At 37.9% G+C, this 24,562-nt stretch carries 22 protein-coding genes and 1 riboswitch; of the genes, 16 read left to right on the top strand and 6 right to left on the bottom strand.

Annotated elements, in window-relative coordinates:
* Positions 1-31: 31 nt before the first annotated feature.
* From ACFYKX_RS08825 to ACFYKX_RS08810, 4 genes are all read left to right on the top strand, one after another.
* Positions 32-616 (top strand): nitroreductase family protein, encoded by a 585-nt coding sequence (locus ACFYKX_RS08825; protein WP_389360169.1) that lies wholly within the window; start codon positions 32-34, stop codon positions 614-616.
* A 169-nt stretch (positions 617-785) separates the two neighbouring features.
* A riboswitch (cyclic di-GMP riboswitch) is annotated at positions 786-869 on the top strand.
* A 112-nt stretch (positions 870-981) separates the two neighbouring features.
* Positions 982-2,001, top strand: a complete 1,020-nt coding sequence (locus ACFYKX_RS08820; protein WP_389360167.1) for a hypothetical protein — start codon at positions 982-984, stop codon at positions 1,999-2,001.
* 3 nt (positions 2,002-2,004) lie between these two features.
* Positions 2,005-3,360, top strand: a complete 1,356-nt coding sequence (locus ACFYKX_RS08815) for a hypothetical protein (protein ID WP_389360165.1) — start codon at positions 2,005-2,007, stop codon at positions 3,358-3,360.
* Complete coding sequence (locus tag ACFYKX_RS08810) at positions 3,357-3,641, top strand: YkgJ family cysteine cluster protein (RefSeq protein ID WP_389360163.1); 285 nt, start codon at positions 3,357-3,359, stop codon at positions 3,639-3,641. The genes ACFYKX_RS08815 and ACFYKX_RS08810 overlap by 4 nt, the downstream gene beginning before the upstream one ends.
* Before the next feature lie 41 nt (positions 3,642-3,682).
* On the opposite strand, the gene ACFYKX_RS08805 is transcribed toward ACFYKX_RS08810, so the two are convergent.
* Positions 3,683-3,991 (bottom strand): hypothetical protein, encoded by a 309-nt coding sequence (locus tag ACFYKX_RS08805; RefSeq protein ID WP_389360161.1) that lies wholly within the window; start codon positions 3,989-3,991, stop codon positions 3,683-3,685.
* A gap of 188 nt (positions 3,992-4,179) precedes the next feature.
* Between ACFYKX_RS08805 and ACFYKX_RS08800 the strand changes: the two genes are divergently transcribed.
* Entirely contained in the window at positions 4,180-6,546 is a 2,367-nt protein-coding gene (locus ACFYKX_RS08800) for a polyprenyl synthetase family protein (protein WP_389360159.1), read from the top strand.
* A gap of 73 nt (positions 6,547-6,619) precedes the next feature.
* Here ACFYKX_RS08800 and ACFYKX_RS08795 read toward each other — a convergent pair whose 3' ends face one another.
* Positions 6,620-7,645 (bottom strand): ATP-binding protein, encoded by a 1,026-nt coding sequence (locus ACFYKX_RS08795; RefSeq protein WP_389360157.1) that lies wholly within the window; start codon positions 7,643-7,645, stop codon positions 6,620-6,622.
* 162 nt (positions 7,646-7,807) lie between these two features.
* Between ACFYKX_RS08795 and ACFYKX_RS08790 the strand changes: the two genes are divergently transcribed.
* The 4 genes from ACFYKX_RS08790 (at position 7,808) to ACFYKX_RS08775 (ending at position 13,803) form a co-directional block, all read left to right on the top strand.
* A complete protein-coding gene (locus ACFYKX_RS08790) occupies positions 7,808-8,338 on the top strand; it encodes a helix-turn-helix domain-containing protein (RefSeq protein ID WP_389360155.1) in 531 nt (176 codons plus the stop codon).
* Between the two features lie 602 nt (positions 8,339-8,940).
* Positions 8,941-11,328, top strand: coding sequence for a S8 family serine peptidase (locus tag ACFYKX_RS08785; protein ID WP_389360153.1), 2,388 nt, complete (start codon positions 8,941-8,943; stop codon positions 11,326-11,328).
* 763 nt (positions 11,329-12,091) lie between these two features.
* The gene (locus ACFYKX_RS08780) at positions 12,092-13,555 is read left to right on the top strand and encodes a protein adenylyltransferase SelO (RefSeq protein WP_389360151.1); all 1,464 of its coding nucleotides are present in this window, start codon (positions 12,092-12,094) and stop codon (positions 13,553-13,555) included.
* 107 nt (positions 13,556-13,662) lie between these two features.
* Positions 13,663-13,803 (top strand): hypothetical protein, encoded by a 141-nt coding sequence (locus ACFYKX_RS08775; protein WP_389360149.1) that lies wholly within the window; start codon positions 13,663-13,665, stop codon positions 13,801-13,803.
* A 48-nt stretch (positions 13,804-13,851) separates the two neighbouring features.
* On the opposite strand, the gene ACFYKX_RS08770 is transcribed toward ACFYKX_RS08775, so the two are convergent.
* The 3 genes from ACFYKX_RS08770 to ACFYKX_RS08760 form a co-directional block, all read right to left on the bottom strand.
* Entirely contained in the window at positions 13,852-14,439 is a 588-nt protein-coding gene (locus tag ACFYKX_RS08770) for a CPBP family intramembrane glutamic endopeptidase (RefSeq protein ID WP_389360147.1), read from the bottom strand.
* A 161-nt stretch (positions 14,440-14,600) separates the two neighbouring features.
* Positions 14,601-15,518 (bottom strand): Gfo/Idh/MocA family protein, encoded by a 918-nt coding sequence (locus ACFYKX_RS08765; protein ID WP_389360145.1) that lies wholly within the window; start codon positions 15,516-15,518, stop codon positions 14,601-14,603.
* Positions 15,519-15,560: 42 nt separating this feature from the next.
* Positions 15,561-16,415: a hypothetical protein gene (locus ACFYKX_RS08760; RefSeq protein ID WP_389360143.1), complete on the bottom strand. Its 855-nt coding sequence runs from the start codon at positions 16,413-16,415 to the stop codon at positions 15,561-15,563.
* A gap of 202 nt (positions 16,416-16,617) precedes the next feature.
* Between ACFYKX_RS08760 and ACFYKX_RS08755 the strand changes: the two genes are divergently transcribed.
* From ACFYKX_RS08755 to ACFYKX_RS08730, 6 genes are all read left to right on the top strand, one after another.
* Positions 16,618-17,181: a flavin reductase family protein gene (locus tag ACFYKX_RS08755; RefSeq protein ID WP_389360141.1), complete on the top strand. Its 564-nt coding sequence runs from the start codon at positions 16,618-16,620 to the stop codon at positions 17,179-17,181.
* A gap of 340 nt (positions 17,182-17,521) precedes the next feature.
* A complete protein-coding gene (locus tag ACFYKX_RS08750; protein ID WP_389360139.1) occupies positions 17,522-18,673 on the top strand; it encodes an ABC transporter substrate-binding protein in 1,152 nt (383 codons plus the stop codon).
* A 120-nt stretch (positions 18,674-18,793) separates the two neighbouring features.
* Positions 18,794-19,669 carry a branched-chain amino acid ABC transporter permease gene (locus ACFYKX_RS08745; RefSeq protein WP_389360137.1) on the top strand — a complete coding sequence of 292 codons (876 nt, stop codon included), beginning with the start codon at positions 18,794-18,796 and terminating at the stop codon, positions 19,667-19,669.
* Between the two features lie 12 nt (positions 19,670-19,681).
* Positions 19,682-20,659, top strand: coding sequence for a branched-chain amino acid ABC transporter permease (locus tag ACFYKX_RS08740; protein WP_389360135.1), 978 nt, complete (start codon positions 19,682-19,684; stop codon positions 20,657-20,659).
* Positions 20,631-21,404, top strand: coding sequence for an ABC transporter ATP-binding protein (locus tag ACFYKX_RS08735; protein WP_389360133.1), 774 nt, complete (start codon positions 20,631-20,633; stop codon positions 21,402-21,404). Before ACFYKX_RS08740 ends, ACFYKX_RS08735 begins: the two co-directional genes overlap by 29 nt.
* Positions 21,397-22,107, top strand: coding sequence for an ABC transporter ATP-binding protein (locus ACFYKX_RS08730; protein WP_389360131.1), 711 nt, complete (start codon positions 21,397-21,399; stop codon positions 22,105-22,107). Before ACFYKX_RS08735 ends, ACFYKX_RS08730 begins: the two co-directional genes overlap by 8 nt.
* 150 nt (positions 22,108-22,257) lie before the next feature.
* Here ACFYKX_RS08730 and ACFYKX_RS08725 read toward each other — a convergent pair whose 3' ends face one another.
* Positions 22,258-23,181 (bottom strand): NAD(P)H-dependent flavin oxidoreductase, encoded by a 924-nt coding sequence (locus tag ACFYKX_RS08725; RefSeq protein WP_389360534.1) that lies wholly within the window; start codon positions 23,179-23,181, stop codon positions 22,258-22,260.
* A gap of 346 nt (positions 23,182-23,527) precedes the next feature.
* On the opposite strand from ACFYKX_RS08725, the gene ACFYKX_RS08720 reads away from it, so the two are divergent.
* A complete protein-coding gene (locus ACFYKX_RS08720) occupies positions 23,528-24,397 on the top strand; it encodes a DegV family protein (RefSeq protein ID WP_389360129.1) in 870 nt (289 codons plus the stop codon).
* Positions 24,398-24,562 lie beyond the last annotated feature (165 nt).

Below are 24,562 nucleotides of genomic sequence, written 5' to 3'. Positions count from 1 at the left end.
TTATAATACGAAAAACAAGGAGAATTTATTTATGTCAAATAACAATATTGCCACAGTGATTAAAGAACGTAGATCGATTAAACGTTTTAAAAGTGATGCCATTTCTAAGGAGGTTCTGTTTGAACTACTCAACATTGCTGCATGGGCTCCTAATCATGGACTTCGTGAGCCTTGGAGATTTGTTCTTTTTATGGAGGAAGGGCGTGAGAAGCTTGCAGATGCTATCATTCATAACCCAGTCAAAGGTGGCAAAAAACAAACTCCAGAAATGATTCACGGAAACATTATGAAAGTACCAGTACATTTACTTGTAGTGATGCCAGAGGATCCACGTCAAAAAGAATGGGAAGAGGATTATGCTGCTGTATGTACCTTTATCCAAAATTTACAACTTGCAGCTTGGGAAAAGGAAATCGGTACGATATGGAAGACGAGTCCGTTTATCCACTCCCCTTATTTCAGAGAAAAAATGGGTGTTAAACCTGGAGAGAAGATTGTAGGAATGATTCAAATAGGCTATCCAGATGCTATTCCAGAAGCAAGACCAAGAACAGCCATTGAAGATAAAACGGTTATTATTGATCGTGTAGAAGTATTTGAGGGTGCAGAGGCCTAGAAGTGATATATTAATATAAAAATATGTACTAAAAAGTGTAAGATGAAGTGGTACGATATATCCTTTTTATATCTATATTAATAGAATACAAAATATTTTGAAAAAACAATGAAGTTTATTTACAAAATAGTCAAAAGGACTTACTATTAAGGTAGTTACTAATACCTAATTTAATAATTGGCAAACTACTTGAAAAGGTAGGACGCAAAACTATAGGGGCTAATTCTTATTGATACGCCAGCCAGTTGCAATTTATTTTACATTGTGCGTCCTATTTTTCTATAGGGCGTTTTTTGTGTTTAGAGGCTTCAAAATTAGGTTATTCGCTAAATACTACAAAAAATTAATAGAAAGCAGGAGTTCCTATGCCATTACCGTTCATTCCATTGATTGTAGCAGGAGCAGCAGCCGCTTCAGCAGCTGTCGCAGGTAAAAAAGGGTATGATTCTTATCAAAATATGAAAGAAACAAAACAAATCGCTGAGCAGTTAGAGTCAAGATATAAAAACGCCTATAACCAATTTGAAACGAGTCGAGATCAAACCAATTCAAATTTTGAGGAATATGGATTATTAAAGCTAGAAATTCTAGATGGTTCGATAAAAGACTTTGTTAATGAATTTAAACAAATTAAGAATGTTAATTTTTCTAATAAAGCTGTAACGGATGAATTTGTTACGAACCAAGATATTGAACAATTTGTCCTTAATATTGAAAAACAAGTAGTTAAGGCTGGACAAGTCTTGACTGCAGGTGTGGCTTCAATAGCTGGTGGAGGTCTCGCCGCTATGGGAGCTGTAGGAGCAACTACAACATTTGCTGCAGCATCAACAGGTACAGCAATCGCTACTTTAAGTGGAATTGCTGCTCAAAATGCTACACTAGCCTTCCTTGGTGGAGGAGCTTTAAGTGCAGGTGGTTTAGGAATTGCTGGTGGAACAATGGTTCTAGGTGGAATCGCACTCGCACCAGCATTAGCCATTGGAAGTTTAATTTTTGCATCCACAACGGAGAAAAAGCTACATGAAATGTATGCGAAAAAGGCTGAAGTGAATACAGAAGTTGAAAAACTGAGCGCTGCTAAAAATGTCATGAATCAAATTAGTTCGACAACTAATAGCATGAAAGATTTAGCAGAAAGTACAAATAAGTTATTTATGGATTACATTTATAAGATGAAATCAGTGATTAGCCAAAAGGGGTTAGATTTCAGAAACTACTCAACTGAAGAACAGTCCATTATTCATACAAACTATAAATTAGCGATTATTATGAGAGATGTTCTAAATACAACAATCCTGGATGAAAAAGGCCAACTAGTTGGAAATTTACAATCTGTCATCACAGCAAAGAAAAAAGCGGTTACAGATTTAAAGGGAAATTAACCGATGGCGCTAAGACAATCTGATATTGATTTTATTGCTTCCCAAATTGTGAGTGAAACGGTTGAACGACAAGGCAATGCATTAATAGAGACGGTAGCCGGTAATGATCAGCTTGTAAAAGTAGCGAAACAATATATGAATTGTTCGAGCGATTTTACACAGGGACGGATGTTTGAAATCATTGAGTCTACTAAATTTAATGTAAATGCAGCTAAAGCGGGAAGCATGCTTAGAGCAATTACCACTGATCAGCTTGGAATGCCACATCACGAAGCGGATATTCTTATACGCAACAAAAGTGGTGACATCTTAAGAGAAATTCAAGCAAAGTCTTCTGACAAAGCAAGTAATTTAGCACGGGCGGTTGCTGACTCAAAATATAATGGGATGGACCGTCTAGTTAATGTCGAGCATGAAGCTAAGGTTAATGATTTAGTTGAGAAACGCATGAATTCTGGCAGTGTCTATGCTCAAGATTATAAAGATGCACACGGTTCAATTAAGGGACAGCTTCAACATGATGATATTAAAAGTGGTGGGACAACCCATAATGAAGCAAAATATGCTGCTGAGAATCCTGACTCATATGCTTTTAAAAGTAATACAGCTGAGTTCTTATCAGGTGCTAAAAATGCCATGCTAGGTGGTGCACTTGCTGGAGCATTTGTTGGTGGAACTATGAATACAATCCACGGTGTTTACAAAGGAGATTTCTGTGTCAAAGAGACCGGAAAAGCTGCTGCTAATAGTGCCGCTAGAGGAGCTGTTGTTAGTGGAGTTGCTTATGGATTAAAGTACGTGGGAAAAAACAGTGTATTAATGTCGGGGAATGTTGCATCTGCTCTAGCAAGCTCTGCTGTAAACATGACAGAACTAACGTATAAATACTTATCTGGCAAAATATCAACAGAGGAATTTGTTGAAGGGCTTGGGAGTAATGCACTTAGCTGTTTTTCTGGAATTATCATGACAGCTGCTGGTGCTGCTCTTTTTGGCCCAGTAGGAGCAGCCCTAGCTGGTACCGTAGCGCTTATGGGGATGAAGCAGTTATATAAAGTTTTTACGAATGCTAGAGAGGATTTAGCTTTAGCTAAGGAAGCACGTGCGAAAGCTGAAACGCTTTCTAAGATGATCATTCAACAGGTAAGAGAAGAGGAGAAAATTCTTATCGCTTACTATAGTGATTATCAAGAAACGCTTGTGGAACTTAAAAAGGTAGTAGATCTTGCGGTTGTGGACACCACATTTACAGAACAAGCAATTGTCTCGTTAGCAAATGGATTGAACATCACATTCAAATACGACACACTCGATGAATTCAATGATTTTATGCTTAGTGATGAAGTGTTAGAGCTATGACATTTCCATGTACGGAGTGTGGAGCATGTTGTTCTTCCATAGAAGGCATTGATTTCTTGGAGGAATATAACGAAAACGGTATTTGCAAAATGCTTGTGAATAACAGGTGTAGCATCTATGAAAATAGGCCTTTATTATGTAGAATTAATCAAGCCTATGAAGAAATCTTCTCGAGCTTTATGAGTAAAGAAGAATTTTTCGAGCAGAATGCTAAAGCCTGTAATGAATTGCAGGAACGTCTGGGGATAGACTTGAAGTATAGAGTTGTGTTAAATCAGTAAAAGGAAAGGACTTCTGCCGTAAGAAGTCCTTTCCTTTTTTCTTATAAATATGAATAACTAATTCTAGGGTTTGGATTAGAGTGAAAGACTAGCTGTCCGTCCCTTTCCTCGAGATTGACTCTAAAGGTATTCGGGTTACCGGGAATTCTAAGATCAACAAAGGCCTGAGAATCACTATTTTCATCTATCTTAACTTTATATTGTACGTATGTGTGGCTACCAACATGGAAGCGACGTCGAATTTTTTGATGTTTGTCCTCACAAAAAAGAGCTTCATGAAGGTTCTCACTAGTTACTTCTTTTCCCACTAGCGTACCTAATCTCTCGATCACATCAGCTTTATTAATCATTTTATATCTTTCCTCTCATTTACTCTATATCCATTTTAAACGGTTTAACTTTATTTGCAACTAGTATAGGATTTATTAGTATTTGCCACCTTTTAAGGAAGATGTTTAGCTTTCTAGTTATAAAGATGTTACCTTTAAATTATATATTAATAGATTGATCAATTATAAACTCGAAGTAGAGGTTATGTATGGGGATAAAAGTAGAGTTAGAAAAAAATTCGAATAAATGCTATATGCTAGCTGAGAGGAAAGCTGCACAATATTTCAAATCGCTACAAATGCAAGTGACAGAACAGACTCATATACCTAGTTTAATGAAGGATTTTGAGTCTTGGAAACATAACCACATCCATCATCCTATACTTTCTTTGTTTTCAAGTAAAAAAGGGAAACGCAATTCATCAAAGGGGTATGACCACTACATCCAATGGCTTGATTACACAGGTAAGCTAGACAGTTATCTGAATCGGAGTATCTCCTATATTTTTATGAGAGATTTAGGAAAGGCCCTAGACTCACCGGATACACAGGCTAGTATCGCTCGTTCAGTTAACAATTTGAAAAACCACCTAACGAAACGTAAAGACAATCATGAGATGTTTAGCATGGCAGGATTGTACCGCTGGGCCCAGAAAGAGGGCATTGAATCCACTATTATCTGGCTATTTGATAAACTTAAGATGGTATCCGCTAATATACCAGAGGGGCTTGATGCAGAACAGGCACAACGAAAACTGATTAAGATTATAGCAGGGGTCGTCATGCACGAGATAGAGGAAATGAATGCTGAAGTCTCTCATGTCGAGCGTTCTAACAGATTAGAAAAAGCTATAAAACTCGGTTATTCATATGGTCTGACTTACCCATTCATTGACGATCTTCTAGATGCAAAGATCTTGTCCGCTCAAGAGGAGAAACAATACTCTACTTTGATTCGTACTACTTTGGTTACTGGCTTTGTCCCCGAGTTGAAGTGGACTGGTAATCATCTAAATTTAATGCAATTTATTCATTCTGAACTTCGGGAGGCTTTTCAGTTTATTAAGAGCGAGCATCACCCAAATACTTTTAAACTCTTTTTAGAGCAATCCTATGTGTTTTTTCAATCTCAAGAAGTGGACCGTGTGAAAGATTTAGACAACCCCAACTACACTAATGAAGAACTTTATATCCCCGTCATCATAAAATCATCTTCGTCAAGATTGATTGCACGTTCGGTTATCAATGCTCCTGAGGATGAAGGATTTGAAAATCGAACTTTCTATTATGGGATTTACAACCAGCTGGCTGATGATTTTGCAGATATGTTTGATGACATACGGGATGGGGCTGTCACCCCTTATACGTATTATCTAAAATATCATCGTGAACGGCCAGATCTCATAAATCCTTTTGAATTATATTGGACTGTAATTTGTAACCTCATTCAAAATGTGTATAACTCAGATTCCAAAACACGAGAGGTAATTCTGGATCGAGCAATAAATGGTCTAAAGAGGTATAAGGCACGAATGGGCGCGAAGAAATACAATGAAGTGATGGAGCTGTTTATTCCTACAAACTTAAAGTTTAACCATCTTATACAAAAAATGGTCCAGAAAGCAGATAACGTAGATTTCTTCGATAAACTTTTAAGGGACCACATGATTGCAAATTTAAAAAATGAGCGTAAAGAGCAGGATGAATTTTTAGAGACGATAAAAACGGTACGGGAGAAGATTAATCGAGTTCTAAATATCGCTAAAAATGAATCCATTCCAAAAGAGTCCATCACGGATGCCGCAAATTACAGCCTTAAAGGTGACGGAAAGCGGTTGAGGCCGATTGTTGCTTGGTTTATGGGAGTTAACAAGTATGCCCTTAAGGAGTCCGCTATTATCCCACTTTTAAAATCATTAGAATATATGCACACAGCTTCTTTAATCTTTGATGATTTACCTTCTCAGGATAATGCATCTATTCGTAGGGGGCGCCAAACACTACATGAAAGATATAATATTGCCACAGCTGAATTAACTGGTCTTTTCCTAACACAAAAAGCAATCGAGGAACAAGCATCCCTTGAGGGGTTTGATTCAAAAACGGTACTTAAGTTGGTTCATTATACAGCGAAGGCAACAGCAGATATGTGTAAGGGACAGGAGCTGGACTTGGATTCAAAAGGGAAGAAATTGACGTTAGAACAGCTGAACATGATGTGCTTTTATAAGACTGGAATAGGCTTCGAAGCAGCTCTTATTATGCCAGCAATTCTCGCAAATGAGAATGAAACCGAAATAGAAGCATTGAAAAAGTTTGCACGTCATGCAGGCATCGCGTTTCAAATAAAGGACGATTTACTTGATGTAGAAGGCGATTTGACCATGATTGGGAAATCGGTAGGAAAGGATGTTGAAAACAACAATTCAACGTTTGTTTCCATCCTTGGTAGAGAGGGTGCTAGAAAAGAGATGTGGGAGCACTACTGTCTTGCTATGGAAGCGTTAGAACAGGTTTCAAACAAGACGGCTTTTCTGAAGCACTTATTAAACTACATGGTGCACAGAGATCGTTAATTGAAGGTAGGCGTCAAAAAGGTGCTGAAATTTATTAGTTATGAAAAAAAAGACGTTCACAACAGACGTCTTTTTATTTTTTCTTTGCTAATGGTAAGGATATAGTAAAGGTTGTGCCAAAGCTTTCCTTGCTTTCAATATTCATTTGACCGTTATGGTTTTTAATAATATTCAGGCAGACCATTAGCCCCAGTCCAGTACCATGAGTCTTATTAGTAAAGTAGGACTGACCAATTTTATGAAGTGTATCCGGAGGAATGCCAATCCCAGTATCCCTGATACTTATATAGACATTTTGAAAATCTTTCTTAATATGTACATGGATTTCACCATCACGATTGATAGCTTCCATTCCATTTTTTATTAAATTCAAAATTACTTGTTTTAGTTGAGTTTTATTCCCTAATACGAATGTATCGGTGTCAGTAAACCCGTTAAATGATATTTTAATTCTTCTTTTAAATAATTCATTTTCGGAGAACTTAATGACCTCTTTAACAATATGATTAACTTTTTGGAGGGAGAAGGATTGTTTACTAGGCTTTGAAAGTTGCAATAATTCGTTTGTAATTTCTTCGATTTGTCTTATTTCGTTATAAATGATATCCAAATATTCGCCATTTGGATTTGATTTCATCAGCTGTATAAAACCAATGATAGCTGTAAGAGGGTTCCGGATTTCATGCACAATACCGGAGGCTAATCCACCTATCACTGAAAGCTTTTCTGATTGTCTCAACCATTCTTCATTTACTTTTCTATCGGTAATGTCACGAATAATGACTTGAGTGGCTATCTGGTCACGTACTATGTAAGGTTTCATTGAGATCTCTACGTCAATAATTTTACCGTCCGTTCGAATCATTCTCTTCTCCATTAGAGGTCCATTTGAACTTTCTAGAACGTTCAGAGGTCTTTCAACTTCAACTTTGATCATAAAGTCATAGATATCTTTGCCTACTACTTCTTGTTCGTTGTGAAAGCCTAAAAGACTTATAAATGCTCGATTTGCATATACAATTGAGCCTTCTTGTTGAAGTATTATAGCATCTAAGCTATTGTTAATAAGTTGAGAGAAATCAATTTGATTTATTAGCATTTTTAGACCCTCCTTATAACACTGTATCATACAAAGGGTTAGTCAATTAATAGATTGAGGAGTGGCAATTTAGCCACATGACTAGGTAGTCATCATGAAGGATAATAAGAATAGTGGCAATTTAGCCACATTATTTTTGAACGGATGAAAGAGGTTACCAACTTGAAGAGAGAATGGCTTATTCACTTACGAAAAAGAAAAAATTATACTCAAAAACAAGTAGCTACTATGGCTTTTATTGATCGGTCCTACTACGCTCAAATAGAAAGTGGTGAACGTAGTCCAAGTGATGATGTTGCCAAAAGTATAGCGAACATATTAGAGTTTCACTACTCAACTTTTTCTCTGGATGAGAACCCATTTGAATACTCATTAGTTAATTCCCCGATGATCCTTGCACATTGTGATACAAGCCTGAGATACACTTGGATATACAATCCTCACCAGGACTTTCAAACCGGTCTCGTGATAGGGAAAACAGACGTTGAAATAGATGATAATGAAGGAACTGCCGCACTCATGGAGTTGAAAAGGGATGTATTAACGAAGGAAGCCCCGATAAGAAGAAAGATTACCTTCCCTTTATCAAATGGTTTTATTTTATACGACGTGTTTGCGCAGCCATTATATAATTCTGAAAATCAGATTATTGGAGTAGCAACCTCTTCAACAGAAATGGAACAAGAATATTAATACATAGAAAAAGCGCCTATAGGGGCGCTTTTTTGTTCATAAAAAAGACGCCCCGTAGGACGTCTTTGCGTATTGCGGCGAGAGACAGCACTCCACATTGTGCATTGCCTAAAAGGCGCGTCAATCTCGTCTTATGCAATTCAGCTCATCGCTTGATTAGTATACCACCGTTCTTGTGAAAAGGGAAGATGTAATAATTGCGTAATATTGGAAATGAAATTTTAATATAAACAATGGAACTTTTTCTCTTATTTTTGCTGAATAGAATAACCATTATTTAGGTATTAAAGCATGTACTATGTTTCATTCACTTTAGATATTTTGTCCCTGAAAATTTCTTCGAGACCCTAAAAAAAACCTACTAAACTATCAAATTTTTAAGAAAATTTAAAATAAATAGTTAATAAAGAACCAAAAGTTTGTTAAAAAAAGTCAGAAAATTGGGTCTACTCTACCTTTATACTTTCCCATATAATTTCTAAGTGAAAGAATCTTTCGAAAATACTTACTCTTTTATGCAACGAAGAGTCCTTTTACATAGGTAATTGGGTGAGGACGAATGATTCTTAACAACTAATTATAGAAGGGATGATCACTAGGAGATGAGGAGAAGTTTTTCAAAAGGTTTATTCGGACTACTATCATTTGTATTAATTTTCTCAACATTTAGCTTTGGTGCGGCTGCTAATGGAGGAAGTACACAGGTTACTGAATTACCATTAGCAGAGATTCATGGAGATATTGAGCTTTCATCGAACAGACCCACTTCTGTTATTGTTGAATTAACGGAAGAGTCAATCGTTGAAGCGAAACATAAAGGGAAGAAACAAACAAAGGCAAGTTTAAAGAATGAAAGAGATAAAGTAAAGAACGCTTTAACTAAGGAAGTAAAGAATGCAGATGTGAATAGAGAGTACGATTATGTATTTTCAGGATTCTCTGTAGAACTTCCTGCTAACGAGATCGTTAAAATACTTGCGATCCCTGGCGTAAAGGCTGTATATCCGAATGTTCATTATACGGCTGATGTAGTATCTGCTGAAGAAGTATCTGCGGAAGTATTCAGTCCAGCGATGATGAACAGTGCACCGTTCATCGGATCGAACGAAGCTTGGGAAGCTGGTTTTACAGGTGAAGGTGTAAAGGTAGCCGTTATCGACACTGGTGTTGATTACACTCACCCAGACCTAGTTCATGCATTTGGAGATTATAAAGGCTACGACTTCGTAGATGATGACAATGACCCACAAGAAGGTGAGGGTCAATACCACGGTACTCACGTATCTGGTACAGTTGCAGCAAACGGAGCAATCAAAGGGGTTGCACCTGATGCTACATTATTAGGATACCGCGTATTAGGTCCAAATGGTGGTTCTACTGAAGATGTTGTAGCCGGTATTGAACTTGCTGTTCAAGATGGCGCTGACGTAATGAACTTATCTTTAGGAAATTCTCTTAACAATCCAGATTGGGCTACTTCAATTGCTTTAGACTGGGCAATGGCTGAGGGTGTAGTAGCTGTAACATCTAACGGAAACGCTGGTCCTAATAACTGGACAGTAGGATCTCCGGGTACTTCTCGTGAGGCGATTTCTGTAGGGGCTACGCAGTTGCCGTATAATGTTTACACTTCTGACATTTCTACTTCTGAAGGAGTTGAATATCCAACTGCAAAAGTAATGGGATTCCCTTCTGATGAAGAGTTATTAGCATTAAATGAAGGTGAGTATGAGTTTGTGTATGTAGGTCTTGGAGCTGCAGCAGACTTTGAAGGAAAGGACCTTGAAGGTAAAATTGCTTTAATCAGTCGTGGAGGATTTGCGTTCGTTGATAAAGCAGAGAATGCTAAAAATGCTGGGGCTGTTGGAGCAATCATCTTTAACAATGTTGAGGGGGAACATGCAGATGTTCCTGGATTAGCAGTACCGACAATTAAAACGGAATTATCTGATGGTAAAAAACTTCTTGATGAGTTAGAAGCGGGAAATAACAAGATTTCTTTTGATATCGCATTTGATCAACGTGTTGAAGAAACAATGGCTGGCTTCTCATCTCGCGGACCAGTCACACACACTTGGATGATCAAGCCAGATGTTTCAGCTCCTGGTGTAAATATCGTAAGTACATTCCCTGGAGAAGGTTATGCTGCATTACAAGGAACGAGTATGGCATCACCTCACGTTGCAGGTGCTGCTGCATTACTTTTAGAAAAGAATCCTAACTGGAGTACTGAAGATGTGAAAGCTGCACTAATGAACACGGCTGCGGGTGTTGTAGATCCGGCTACTGGTGAAGAGTATGCACACAACTCGCAAGGTGCGGGAAGTATCCGTATTGTTGATGCATTAAATACGGAAACATTAGTAGCTCCTGGTAGTCATTCATTTGGAAAATTTGTTAAGAGTAGTGGTAAGCAAGTTGAAAAACAAAGCTTTGAAATTAAAAACTTATCGAACAAAGCGAAGACTTACAGCTTTGATGTTGAATTTGCTGGAAATCCAGATGGAATTAAGGTTTCAACAAGTAATAACTTGAAAGTTAAAGCTGGTAAGACTCAGCAAGTGGACTTAAATGTTCAAGTAGACACTTCTAAACTAGAACCTGGTTACTATGAGGGGACAATTACCGTAAGTGATGGTGTGAATACATTTGATGTTCCTTCTATCTTATTCGTAGGTGAGCCTGATTACCCTCGTGTAACGGGTGCGTTTATGGAAAAAGCTGAAGAAGGCTACTATGTAGGTGCTTATTTACCTGGTGGAGCGGAAGTGTTAGCATATGATTTATATCAATTTAATGCTGATGGAACCATTGGGGATCAAATTGGGACCTTAGGAGTTTTTGAAAATGCTACAGCGCCATATCATGAATTCCTATGGGATGGTAAAGTAGGCGGCACAGAGCTTTCAAATGGTGACTATGTAATGGCAGTATACGTAGAACAAGCAGGCGTAACTGAGTACAAAGCTTACTTAGTAACAAAAGAATAGTTTTAGTGAAGGATCTTAGTGTTGAATCACTAAGATTCTTTTTTATGTCAGGAAGTATGGACTCTATTAATTTCCACCAAATCTTATTATAAGCTTTGGCATAGTATTAACGGTATAATGGAAGAAGTATCCACTGTTATACCTTGCATTGTGATGTTAAAGAAGGTAGATAACTAAAAGTAACTTGAATTAAATATGAAATAGATAAAATCTTGTGGCAAAGTAATTTGCTATTTATTGACTTCAGACAGAAGAGGAGAGAAACCCGAATTACTGTCTGAAGAGGAACCAACTTCGGACAGAAGTAGCAGAAAACCCCGGCTTGCTGTCTGAAGAGGAACCAACTTCGGACAGAAGTAGCAGAAAACCCCGGCTTGCTGTCTGAAGAGGAACCAACTTCGGACAGAAGAAGCAGAAAACCCCGGGTTGCTGTCTGAAGAGGAACCAACTTCGGACAGAAGAGGGTAGAGAAAGACGAATTACTGTCTGAAGAGGAACCGACTTCGGACAGAAAAGGTAGAGAAACACGGGGCACTGTCTGAAGATGGACTAACTTCTGACAAAAAGTCAAAGAAACACGAATTATTGTCAGAAGATGAACCAACTTCGGGTACTTGAAACTTGAAGCCAAATAGCTAAACGAATATAACAAGTACAAGTAGGAAGATCACTTAATATCCAAAGAATTTTTTTAGGACTAAGACCTATTCAAAACCAATCTAAACAAAAGACACAAATTGACTATAGATAGAAGGGATTCCAAATGACTAACAACAAAACAGGATGGAACTTTGATACTAGTTACGATCGTTTACCGGAGTCATTTTATTCACGGACGAAACCTACACCTGTAAAATTACCAAAATTAGCGATTGTTAATGGTTCCTTAGCGACATCTCTTGGACTAAACATTGAGGATTTAAAAAGGGAAGACAGTATTGCTGAATTTGCTGGTAACCAAATCCCTGAGGGTACCGAACCCCTTGCACAGGCATATGCAGGTCATCAATTTGGTCATTTCACCATGTTAGGAGACGGCCGTGCTGTGCTCCTTGGAGAACATGTGAATCCAAAAGGAGAACGCCTTGATATACAGCTTAAGGGATCAGGTCGAACACCATATTCTCGTGGAGGAGATGGCCGTGCGACGCTTGGGCCAATGCTACGTGAATACATCATTAGTGAAGCGATGCATGCATTGAACATTCCGACTACTCGTAGTTTGGCAGTTGTAACAACAGGGGAAGACGTCATACGTGAAACCCTATTACCAGGTGCGGTGCTTACGCGAATTGCCAAAAGCCATATTCGTGTTGGAACTTTTCAATATGCTGCGAGCCTAAGAACCGTGGATGAGCTTCGTTCTCTCGCTGATTATACAATCAACCGCCACTACCCAGAAATTGAAGATGAGAATAATAAATATCTCTTATTTCTACAAGCGGTCATTAAGCGTCAAGCGGAACTTATTACGAAATGGCAGTTAGTAGGTTTCATCCATGGAGTAATGAACACGGACAATATGACCATTAGTGGAGAAACCATCGACTATGGTCCATGTGCTTTTATGGATGTTTATAATCCTGAAACGGTATTTAGCTCCATTGATCGTCAAGGACGTTATGCTTATGGTAATCAACCGTATATAGGTGGATGGAATCTTGCACGCTTTGCTGAAACTTTATTGCCGTTGCTCCATGAAGATGAAGAGCAAGCTGTAAAAATGGCTCAGACCGAGATTGAGAATTACACCGAGCTTTATAAACAAAATTGGCTAAATGGAATGAGAGCAAAACTCGGAATATTTAACGAAGAGGCAGAGGATGAAGCTTTCATTAACGAACTTCTGGGAATGATGCAAAAGCATCGTGCAGATTTTACAAACACCTTCCGTGCATTAACTTTAGATAAACGTGAAGGCTTGGACCTTTTTGGGACTCCAGAGTTTACAAAATGGTATGAGAGCTGGCAAGCTAGGTTAGAAAGGCAACAAGAACCAAAGGAATCATCAATGGAATTAATGAAAAACACGAATCCTATGGTCATTCCTAGAAATCATCGAGTGGAAGAAGCTCTAGATGCTGCCGTGAAAAATGGGGATTACTCGGTGATGGAACGTCTACTAGATGTTCTTTCAAAACCATATGCACACGTACCTGAAAATGATGATTTCTGTAAACTACCTGATCCGACCGGCCAACCATATCGAACATTCTGTGGAACGTAATAAAAAGAAGCATCCGTTAGTGATGCTTCTTTCTGTTTCTAGTATAGATTCTTGCCTAAGACAAATAATATCGTAGGGCATGAATACTTAAATAGGAGATGAAAATCATGAAAACAAAAGACGATTTTCCAGAAGGCGCAAAAGTTACGAAAGATAATCAAATTTATGGAACACCTAATAGTAATGCCAAGGATGGTACCGGTGATTCGCCGAACGACAATGTCCGTAAAAATAAACCTCAACGTTAATTTAAAAACAGCCGAGATCCCTTGGCTGTTTTTGAATTTTAAATCTACCTATACTTTTATTAATTTCTTTTGTACAGCTAAGGTAACTAAGTAGTTGTAAACAGCATGAGCAAATATTGCCCCCCAAAGTGACCCAGTTTCGATAACTAAAATACTTGTTAAGATAGAAAGCAAGATAACATTTAAGTTTAAAACAATTTTCGTTTTGTATTGAGGAATATGTATGGCCCAAAAAACTAATGTTGATAAGATTACTCCAGCCAATGTTCCTGTATAGTGCATGGAAAATAAAAGTAAAAAACCCCTGAAGAACAATTCTTCAAAGGTACCAGGTAAGGCACCGACTAATACAGGGCCTGATGGTCTCATCATAATGTCTATTAATTGATCATTACTTTTAGGCATTTTTGTTCCTGTTATTTTTACTAGAATAGTAGCTATAAGTGCTAAAATAATGCCGCTGGAAGCACCTAACAATACATTAATTAATAGATTTGATGGATCAAATAAAACTGCTAAGAAATCTAGCGTATCAAATCTCTTCCATATTAGAATGGCAATAAGGGCAATAATTCCTAAAACACTAAACGATAAGATTAGTTCTTTTATTGATATTTCTTTTTCAGAAGTCTCCATACAAATTCTTCCTACCTTCTATAAATTCATATTCCTAAGTTTACCATTTACTTCAACCGCACGAAAAGAAATAATAAGCTTTTTATTTTTCTAAACGAGAGGTTAATAAGCGTTTATGAAAGTTAAAAACCACTTTCTCCTTTGAAAGTGGTTTTAACCTTTTAAGCATCGCCATCAATATATTTTACAATTCGCTCACAAATCTCATGAGTGATAAGTGAATCTTCTATAGATGGATCAGGAGTACTGTTGTTCTGAACACAGTCTAAGAAATGTTCCATTAGTTGAAAAAAGCCACGTTTATAAAGTGTTGGCTCCCAGTCACCAAACTTTGTGATCTTAATCTCTTTGTTATGGAAATGGGTAGTTTCAACGAGACTGTCAACGACATATTTATGATGTCCTGTATTATACTCAATGATTTCTTCTGTCACACCGCCATTTCGGTTCATAATTCCGATAGCCGTACAGCCTTCTCCGATAAGCTGGATAACTAAATGATCCATCATTTCTTCATTTTTAAGAAACTCAACCTTCACATCATTGACCTGTGCTCCCATTAAAAACCTTAACGTATCAACTACATGGATAAAATCTTCAACAACAAATCTTCTAACATGATCAGGAGAAGCAAATCGATTTTTTTGCATTAAAATTAAGCTAGCCTTCCCATGTTCCTTCAGTTCTTTAACCCTTGGGATAAACCTTCTGTTAAAACCAACCATAGCCATTTTTCCGGTTTCCTTTGCCAGGCTCACAATTCTTTCCGTTTCATGAAAATTCATAGAAATCGGTTTATCTATGTAAACATTAATTCCATTCAACAGTAATTTTTCAGCTATTTCAAAGTGGGCTTCAGTAGCCGTGCTTACGATGGCAGCATCAAGGTCCTTCGTAATGAGTTCATCTACTGACTGTACTTTTTCCTTAATTCTATACTTTTTTGATAATGTATTTAATGTCTCTTCATTTCTTGTGCAAAGGACAAGCTCAATCCCTTCTTTTTCGGAAAGAACTGGTAAATACGCTTTTTTCGCTATATCTCCTAAACCAACAATTCCAATTTTCAATATTATCACCCCACTAACATTATATAGAACAATAGTATAAATAGTAATTCTTCAGTATTGAGTGGGTTCATAACTAGGATAGAACGTCCGGATTCTTTTTCCATCAGGGCTCATGAACAGTTTAAGTTTATAGGGAACGTCATTTAGAAGAAATTCAGAAGTATTACTCTCCTGCATAGCTCGAACGGTTCCAATTGCTAAAAGCCCCTCAGCACTTAGACCAACAAAGAAAGCACATTTCCGTTTGATAACTTTTATAAAACGTCTCTTCTCATAATCGTAAGCTTTTAAATGGTAACTAACAGTAATGACATCGGGGCTAGGATACTTTAGTTCATCTTGAGCAGAGCAAGTCATATTGATTAGACCATTATGATGTTCATTTAGAGTAGGAGTATCTTCTAACCAGTATTTATACCAAAAATGATGACCGACAAGCTTTCTTCCTTTTTGATCCCCAACAAAAACATGTTCGAAACCCGATAAATCTCTACCACTTTCCCAATCAAATTGCCGAAACCAAAGTCTGTGCAAAAATGTATACCATTGAATCTCATCCAGTACTTTATTGGTATTTTCCTCTAAGTATTTTTTTGCCAATCGTAGGGGAGCAGAGTTAACAGCCATTTTTAGAAATTCTTCTACTTCCTTAGATTCCGAAATAGAATTTTTCTCTCGACTTGTTTGATTTAGCGTATAGTTGTCAAAAAGCTTTTCAACATATTCATAACTGCCTCTTTTTCTATCGGGGATAGATACTTCCTTAATCACACGGTGGTCTTGATGACAACTTTCTGTATTTACAGCAACAAAGCCTTGAGAAAGATCGCCTTTCTCAGAAGCGAATATCGGACGGACACCATTCTCATTCATATCTGCATCCCATATTTCTTGATAGATATTCATAGTAGGTCCCCCAAGCGTGCTTCCACTTCAATCTGTTATTACCTGAAAAAGCTTTTAACAAATAGCTATTATTTGTTAATTATTCTCGAAAAAAGAATATATTATTAATTTCGATAAAAGTTGGATGAATAGAACATATTCCTATTATTTGTAGATCATAACATTATAAAATATAGATAATACAACATGAGGAGGAGTTTAAATGATAGAAGCTATCGATAAAACCGTCATGCACAGTTATCCTGGGATGGTTGCGCTAGTTACGGTTTCCCATAAAGGGGAAGACAATATTATGGCGGCTGGCTGGCATTCTTACATTTCCTACGAGCCACCTATTTATGGTGTAGCAATTGGCCGTGAACGTTATACTTACGGATTAATGAAGGAAGCAGGGAAATTTGCGATTAACTTTCTTCCTTTTGAAAAAGCAGATTTTATTCAACAAGCTGGAGTGTTTTCAGGTTCGGATGTAAATAAGTTTGAAATAGGAGACATGAAATTTGAAAGGGGAGAGGCTACAGGATCACCTATCTTACAGGCTGCCTACGTAGCTTATGAGTGTGAGGTTATGGATCGTAATACATATGGAGACCATGATTGGTTTGTAGGGAATATCGTACAATTTTACCGTGATGAGGAGAAGTTCTTAGAAAGCGGCTTGCCTAATTTTGAAAAGCTATCCATTCCCCTTTATATAGGAAGGTCCATGTACACGACTGTGGATAAAGATAGTAGAATAATTTCTTATCCAGTGAAGGATTATTGATGAAGAAATCCTAAACATTCGGCTGTGGATTGGGAGGATTCATTTATTAGTAAAAAGTACCTAAAAGTCTGTGAACTTGTATAATAGGTAAAAATAAAACCACTAAAACAGAGAGTAACCACCGGTTCCGCCCCCCAAAAGTTAGAGTGAAAAACTAACTTTTGGGGGTAACTACCCCTGGTTTACTCTCTTTTTTTAATTAACTAAATCTATTTATTAATAATGCAAGCATATTGTAAGAATAATTAACATATTTTTATTTACATTGGTGAGCATTTGTATTTTAATAGTTATATAGTTTTGAATATTGCTATATTTCTGAAAATAGGGAGGTTAAGATATGAAAAAGCAGTTTAAGAGATTTGCCAAATTTACTGCATTAACTAGTTTGCTTGTCCTTTCAGCATGCGGAGGCAATCAAGCAGCAGGTGATGATGAACAGAAGAGCACGGGAGTAATAAAGGCTGATATAGGAGTCATTTCTTATATAAGTGGTCCTGGAGCAGCTTACGGGGAAGCCATCACTAACGGGTTAAAGCTAGCATTAGAAGAGATTAATAACAAAGGGGAGGTAGAGCTGAACCTAGTTATTGAAGATTCTGCAGGTAAGCAGGACCAGGCATTAACGGCAGCGCAAAAGCTGATGAACTCTGAAAACGTAACAGCCATTATCGGACCTACCTTAAGCACAGAAATGAATGTAGTTGGACCTGAAGCTGATCTTAACGGGGTGCCGATTATGGGAACATCAACTACCGCAGAAGGTATTCCTCAGATAGGAGATTATGTATTCAGAAACTCTCTTCCTGAAGCTTTAGCAATTCCGGCTGCTATAGATAAAGCAATTGAAAAATTTGATGCTAAAAAAGTTGCTATTCTTTATGGGAATGATGATGTATTCACGAAGTCCGGCTTCGACACGATGAAGAAGGTGGCTGAAGAGAAGGGACTTGAAATATTAACGATTGAAACGTTCCAAAAAGGGCAATCGGATTACAATGCCCAATTAACAAAGATTAAAGGCCTAAACCCAGATCTAATTTTAGCTTCAGCTCTATATAATGAAGGAGCCGTTATTATGGACCAAGCCCGCAAAATGGGCATTGATGTTCCTTTTGTAGGTGGAAATGGCTTCAATTCACCTGAAGTTATAAAGATTGCAGGTGATGCTGCTGATGGTCTAATTGTTGCAACTCCATGGTATGGGGAGAAAGACGATCAAAAGGTTCAGGACTTTGTAAGTAAATTTGAAGAAAAGTATGGTAAAAAACCAGATCAATTCGCAGCACAAGCCTATGATGCTCTTTACATTATGGCTGAAGCATTAAAGAATGCTGGTGAAGCTGACCGTGATGCATTACGTGACGCATTAGCAGGGATTTCAGGATTCAATGGTATTCTTGGTAATTTCTCTTTTGATGAAGAAGGGGATGTTGTCATGGATCCGACCGTGTTAGTGATTAAAGATGGAGCATTTAAAGTACTTGAGTAGAAAAAAATTATTTTACTAATAAATTACTAGAAGCTCCGGCGCATATTTAGTGCCTGAGCTTTCCTTTTAAATTGGTTTGCATAATTTCCTTTCATATTAAAAGTTAGAAGGTGGATAACCATGTTAATCGAACAATTAATAAATGGTTTAACTTTGGGGAGTATTTATGCCATTGTTGCCCTAGGATTTACATTAGTCTTCGGAGTGCTCGGCATCATTAACATGGCACATGGAGAAATCTTTATGTTTGGAGCTTTTATTGGTGTAATCGTAACAACTACCCTACAGGGACCGCTCTGGCTTGCGTTTCTCGCTGCTGTTTTAGTTACGGCCATAATGGGGTACATGCTTGAACGTTTTGCTTTAAGACCGCTCCGTAATAAGCAAGGTGTATCCCATTTAGCACCTTTAATTAGTACAATAGGCGTCTCTATATTGCTTGAAAATTTATCCCATCATCTCTTTGGCGCAGGGAATCATCCATTCCGAACTTCATTTGCTGAAATCAGCTTTCAAGTTGGTTCCATTACTGTTTATCTAGTTCAGATTGTTATTTTTGTCATTTCCGTTCTTCTGATGTACGCTCTGTCTTTCTGGCTTGGGAAGACAAAGGCAGGAAAGGCTTTACGTGCAACTGCAGAGAACCTAGAAACAGCTAGTATTCTTGGGGTAGATGTCAAAAGAACGATAACGATGACTGTAATCATTGCATCTGCAATGGGGGGGATTGCTGGGATCCTAGTCGGAATGGCATTTAACTCAGTAACTCCACAGATGGGTTTGTCAATCGGATTAAAAGGACTAGCTATTATTATTTTAGGAGGTATGGGCAATGTCAAGGGTGCCATGGCAGGTGGGCTTATCCTTGGATTAGCTGAAACCTTCATAGTGGTATATGGGGACTCGGGATATAGGGATGCTATTGCCTTTGCAGCAATTATTGTTATTCTACTTATCCGGCCTCAGGGCTTGTTCGGCAAAAAAATATCAGCGTAAGAAGGTGAAACCATGTTTGCAGAATTAATCAATCCATATTACTTACAGGTTGCTTCCTTTGTTCTAATCAACATTATATTGGGGGTAAGCATTTATATAACCTTGGCAACAGGACAGCTTTCCCTCGCCAACGCAGGGTTCATGGGAATTGGTGCCTATACTTCCGCCCTCTTAACGTTGAATTTTGATCTGCCGATTATTGTAGGTATTCTGGCGGGAACGCTTATGGCTGGATTATGTGGGATTATCATTGGTGTTCCAACTTTAAGACTACAGGGTGTATATCTTGCGATTGTAACACTAGGGTTTGGAGAAGTCATTCGAGTAATCTTTATTAATTGGGAATCGTTAACCAAGGGGGCAGTCGGCCTATCCGGCATCCCGCATCTTGGTAGGGAGATCCTTAAAACGCTAAAAGGCTTTGGTTTTGATCCACAAGTGATTGGTCTTCAAAACAATCAGTTTATATTTTTGACTATTTTTCTGCTCTTATTATTGATAACAATCGGAATTATCATGTTCTTTAGAAGGCAAAATCGCTCTCGTGTTGGACGTGCATTTGCTGCCATTAAACTTGATGAAAAAGCAGCAGAATCCATGGGGATTAACATTACGTACTACAAGGTGTTGGCTTTTGGACAGAGTGCGTTAGTTTCCGGTTTTGCTGGTACTTTGTATGCGCATGTATTGGCGTATATAAGTCCCGCGGACTTTGCTTATCACCGTGCAGTTGAAATATTAATTTTTGCTGTCTTTGGCGGAAGCGAAGTTATTTGGGGGCCGGTATTTGGAGCTTTATTTTTAACGGTAATGCCAGAAGTGCTTCGCTTTATTAGTGAATATCGCTATATGATTTATGGTTTAATCATTATCATTATGATGGCAGTACGACCTCAGGGATTAATTGACGTTAATATCCTGAACTGGATTAAACAGAAAACAAGGAAAAGGAGACAAAAGCATGGTACTTCAAATCAAAAAAGCCTCTAAAAACTTTGGTGGATTAAGCGCTTTGTCTGATGTTTCTTTTTCTGTAAATAAGGGAGAAATTTTTGGACTTATTGGGCCAAATGGTGCCGGGAAAACAACCATGTTCAACTTGATGACCTCTATGTTTAAGCCGACTTCGGGAGAAATTGTATTTAACGGAGAAAACATTAATGGCCTTAAGCCGCATTTAATCACCCAAAAAGGAATATGCCGAACGTTTCAGAATATCCGTTTATTCCCTCAAATGACGGCAGAGGAAAATGTGATGGTGGGGGAACATTGCCGTTCCAAAGCTGGTGTGTTTAGCAGTGTCTTTCGAACAAAAAAACAACAGCAGGAAGAGGAGAGAATCAGAAAAAAAGCGAATGAATTACTCGAGTTTGTTGGTTTGGCGGGCTATGGAGATGTTACATCTGACAGTTTAGCTTACGGGCAGCAAAGGAGGCTTGAAATCGCAAGAGCCTTAGCAAGCAGTCCAGAGCTATTGCTCCTTGATGAACCAGCAGCCGGAATGAATGAAACTGAAACGAGCGATTTATTTCAGCTGATAAAAAAAATTCAGGAGCAAGGGATTACGGTGCTGTTGATTGAGCATGATATGCCTCTTGTTATGAAAATATGCGACCGAATTGCAGTCCTTAACTTTGGTAAAAAAATTGCAGAAGGAACACCAGAAGACATTCAAAACAATCCCGATGTGATTGAAGCCTATCTCGGCAGTGAGGAGGATGAGTTATATGCTTAAAGTAAATGGCATTTCAGCATTCTATGGAAAAATTCAGGTGCTGAAAGACATCAGCCTTGAGGTCGAGGAGGGAAGTATTGTTACAATTCTTGGAGCGAACGGTGCTGGAAAAACGACGACCATGAAGACAATTTTAGGCCTTCTAAAAACGCAGCAGGGAAGCATTGAATTTCGAGGAGAGGGAGTAACAGGACTTCGACCAGACCAGCTTCTGAGAAAAGGAATCGCTCTAGTCCCGGAAGGACGCCAAATCTTAGCAGGGATGACCGTTCTAGAAAATCTTGAAATGGGCGCATATCATCGCAAGGATAACGAGATTGAACAAGATATAAAGAATGTAATGAAGCGGTTCCCCATTCTTGAAGAAAGACAAAAACAGCTTGGGGGAACATTGTCTGGTGGTCAGCAGCAAATGCTAGCTATTGCTAGGGCAATCTTAAGTAAGCCAAAGCTACTATTACTTGATGAACCCTCGATGGGGCTCGCGCCACTGGTTGTTGCAGATATTTTTAAGATTATAAAGGAAATAAACCAAGCAGGAACAACAGTCCTGCTTGTAGAGCAGAATGCTAGACAGGCTCTCCGCATTTCAGACTATGGGTATGTACTCGAGACAGGAAAAATTATCGCCGAAGGGAAGTCGCAGGATCTTTTAGTTGACCCTAGAATTATGGAGGCTTACTTAGGGAAAAAATCTGGTTAAGGGAATATAGAATTGCTTTATAATACAATCACTTAGGATCTTTGGTTAGAGATTAATGTAGGCTTTAGAGCAAAATTAACATGTATGTTAAAAATAATTGGTACCTGATCTGATTTAAGATATGTTCAGAAATCAGGTACCTATTCTAATTTAAATACAGTCCTCGTACTCTCTCATAATATTGTTGATGATGGTTTTAACCGGTAGGATTTCTTTAATCTCATGTACTCTTGCGCCGGAAAAAACAAGACCATTCTCACAATCCCCATTCATCGATGTTACCAAGGAATCCATCGTACAAAAACGATAAGAACAATTCTTTAAACAATCAATACACTTTTTGATTTTGACTTTTCCATCATCGGAGATTAGGTCAGTAAATTTGTTCTTAATCGCGCGACCTTGTAGACCCACCGTTGTTTTGACTAAGATAGTATCCTCTTGACGAGCGGATACATACTTTTCTTTAAATGATAACGGCGCATCACACTCCTCACTTGCAACGAACCTAGTTCCCATTTGTACACCAGCAGCTCCCAAACTTAAGGCACGTCGGAGGTCTTTTCCAGTCATGATACCCCCAGCTGCAATGACAGGGATCTTAACAGCCTCAATCACTTCAGGCAGTATATCAAATAAAGGTCGATCGGTACCAAGGTGTCCCCCAGCTTCATGACCTTCGACAACAACAGCAGAAGCACCAAGTCGTTCAGACAGTTTGGCAAGCTTGGCTGTGGATACAATCGAGATGACAGGAATGCCAGCTTCTCTTCCCCAAGCATACATATCTCTCGAAATTCCAGCACCTGATATGATAAAATCAACCTTTTCCTCAATAGCTGCTTTCATTTTTTCAGCAAAGTCATTCATGGCAAAAAGGACATTAACTCCAATGTATCCAGATTCATTAATCGAATCCTTCGCTTTTCTTATATGTGCTCTCATATCCTCTACAGAAATCCCAGTTCCTGATATGATTCCGATTCCTCCAGCATTTGCAACCGCTGAGGCTAGTCGGCTTAATGAAATCCCAACCCCCATGCCACCTTGCATAATTGGAACCTTTGGCATCATGTGACCAATTTTTAATTGTGGAAAATTCAAATTTAAACCCCATTTCGTTAAATGATATTGATATTGCTAAAATCATTATAGCTAGAGGTTTTCCAAAAGGGCGTGAGAAAATTAACACCTACTCCTAATAGTTAGTGTTATTTTTGTGGTTGTCACAGAATGTTCATATTTGAATAGGAGTATCGACGTGGATATTGATTGTGTAGGGGAGAAGGGCAACTAATGCTAAACAATGCAAAGAACTCCTTGTTAATCATTAAAGATAGACAATTCGTTCATAATAAATGTATATCAAATGCATTAGGGTTGGGTTAAGCTAAAGTATACTTACTTTTGGAGGATATAGATGATTAAAATCATGGCGGATTCAACATGTGATTTATCAAATGAAATACTTGAATTATATGACATTAGCCTAGCGCCACTTACAATAAATATAGGTGGGAAAATTTATCGAGATCGAGTAGATATTGAACCTGATTATTACTATGGAATTATGGAGGCATTACCCGAGTATCCAACAACAGGTATGCCGAGTCCAATGGAATTCTTAGATATTATTAATAGTGCTATTAAGAGTGGACACAATGAAATCTTGTGTATTTGTATGTCTAGTGGAACTAGTGGATCACATCAATCAGCTGTGTTAGCCAAGGACTATTTTTACGAGGAAAACCCAAATTCAACGGTAAAAATCCACATCGTTGACTCAAAGTGTATGAGTCATGGTAGCGGTTGGTTAATTTTAAAAAGTGCTTTGATGAGAGAGCGTGGAGCTTCATTTGAAGAGATTGTTGAATTCAATGAGAAGTATAAAATAAACATAAAGCATTTTCTTTCTGTTGACGATTTAGACCATTTAATCAAGAGTGGAAGAATCTCAAATACAAGTGCTTTTATAGGTAAGATCTTGAAGGTAAAACCAATTATGTCTATGAAGGATGGCAAGGGGGCAATAGTTGGGAAAGAAAGAGGTACTAAAAGAGTACTTAAACATTATGTGGAAGAGTTTGTAAAAAGAAATGACAAAGAGCTAACGGAATTTATTATAATCGGATATACATCAGATATAAAAGTAGCAGAAAATCTTAGGACCAAAATTGAGTTAGAGACTGATTTCTCTGGAAAAATCCATATCATGCAAATGGGAGTTTCAGTTGGTACCCATGTTGGCTTAGGCGCAATCTCCATGTTCTTTGTTGAAAAGAGAGATTAGCCGAGGTTTTTAAAATTTCTTTACTAACTATAGTCTTGGAAAAGGTTATCTGTTAAGTGATAAAATTATATTAGAATATTAGTGTCTGGTTCCTTAAGGGACTGGACACTTTTTAATAAAATGCGTCACTTCAATGAAATTTCGATAATCTAAATAAGAAATAGT

It is taken from the genome of Cytobacillus spartinae (genome assembly GCF_042865285.1).
Classification (GTDB): domain Bacteria; phylum Bacillota; class Bacilli; order Bacillales; family Cytobacillaceae; genus Robertmurraya_A; species Robertmurraya_A spartinae.
The sequence above is the reverse complement of the archived record's forward strand: the minus strand, read 5'-3'. Positions and strand labels throughout refer to the sequence as shown.

Bases quoted from the DNA above. Each gene is read 5' to 3' on its own strand.
- ACFYKX_RS08825 (WP_389360169.1), top strand. From the start codon at position 32: ATGTCAAATAACAATATTGCCACAGTGATTAAAGAACGTAGATCGATT.
- ACFYKX_RS08820 (WP_389360167.1), top strand. From the start codon at position 982: ATGCCATTACCGTTCATTCCATTGATTGTAGCAGGAGCAGCAGCCGCT.
- ACFYKX_RS08815 (WP_389360165.1), top strand. From the start codon at position 2,005: ATGGCGCTAAGACAATCTGATATTGATTTTATTGCTTCCCAAATTGTG.
- ACFYKX_RS08810 (WP_389360163.1), top strand. From the start codon at position 3,357: ATGACATTTCCATGTACGGAGTGTGGAGCATGTTGTTCTTCCATAGAA.
- ACFYKX_RS08805 (WP_389360161.1), bottom strand. From the start codon at position 3,991: ATGATTAATAAAGCTGATGTGATCGAGAGATTAGGTACGCTAGTGGGA.
- ACFYKX_RS08800 (WP_389360159.1), top strand. From the start codon at position 4,180: ATGGGGATAAAAGTAGAGTTAGAAAAAAATTCGAATAAATGCTATATG.
- ACFYKX_RS08795 (WP_389360157.1), bottom strand. From the start codon at position 7,645: ATGCTAATAAATCAAATTGATTTCTCTCAACTTATTAACAATAGCTTA.
- ACFYKX_RS08785 (WP_389360153.1), top strand. From the start codon at position 8,941: ATGAGGAGAAGTTTTTCAAAAGGTTTATTCGGACTACTATCATTTGTA.
- ACFYKX_RS08780 (WP_389360151.1), top strand. From the start codon at position 12,092: ATGACTAACAACAAAACAGGATGGAACTTTGATACTAGTTACGATCGT.
- ACFYKX_RS08775 (WP_389360149.1), top strand. From the start codon at position 13,663: ATGAAAACAAAAGACGATTTTCCAGAAGGCGCAAAAGTTACGAAAGAT.
- ACFYKX_RS08770 (WP_389360147.1), bottom strand. From the start codon at position 14,439: ATGGAGACTTCTGAAAAAGAAATATCAATAAAAGAACTAATCTTATCG.
- ACFYKX_RS08760 (WP_389360143.1), bottom strand. From the start codon at position 16,415: ATGAATATCTATCAAGAAATATGGGATGCAGATATGAATGAGAATGGT.
- ACFYKX_RS08755 (WP_389360141.1), top strand. From the start codon at position 16,618: ATGATAGAAGCTATCGATAAAACCGTCATGCACAGTTATCCTGGGATG.
- ACFYKX_RS08750 (WP_389360139.1), top strand. From the start codon at position 17,522: ATGAAAAAGCAGTTTAAGAGATTTGCCAAATTTACTGCATTAACTAGT.
- ACFYKX_RS08745 (WP_389360137.1), top strand. From the start codon at position 18,794: ATGTTAATCGAACAATTAATAAATGGTTTAACTTTGGGGAGTATTTAT.
- ACFYKX_RS08740 (WP_389360135.1), top strand. From the start codon at position 19,682: ATGTTTGCAGAATTAATCAATCCATATTACTTACAGGTTGCTTCCTTT.
- ACFYKX_RS08735 (WP_389360133.1), top strand. From the start codon at position 20,631: ATGGTACTTCAAATCAAAAAAGCCTCTAAAAACTTTGGTGGATTAAGC.
- ACFYKX_RS08730 (WP_389360131.1), top strand. From the start codon at position 21,397: ATGCTTAAAGTAAATGGCATTTCAGCATTCTATGGAAAAATTCAGGTG.
- ACFYKX_RS08725 (WP_389360534.1), bottom strand. From the start codon at position 23,181: ATGATGCCAAAGGTTCCAATTATGCAAGGTGGCATGGGGGTTGGGATT.
- ACFYKX_RS08720 (WP_389360129.1), top strand. From the start codon at position 23,528: ATGATTAAAATCATGGCGGATTCAACATGTGATTTATCAAATGAAATA.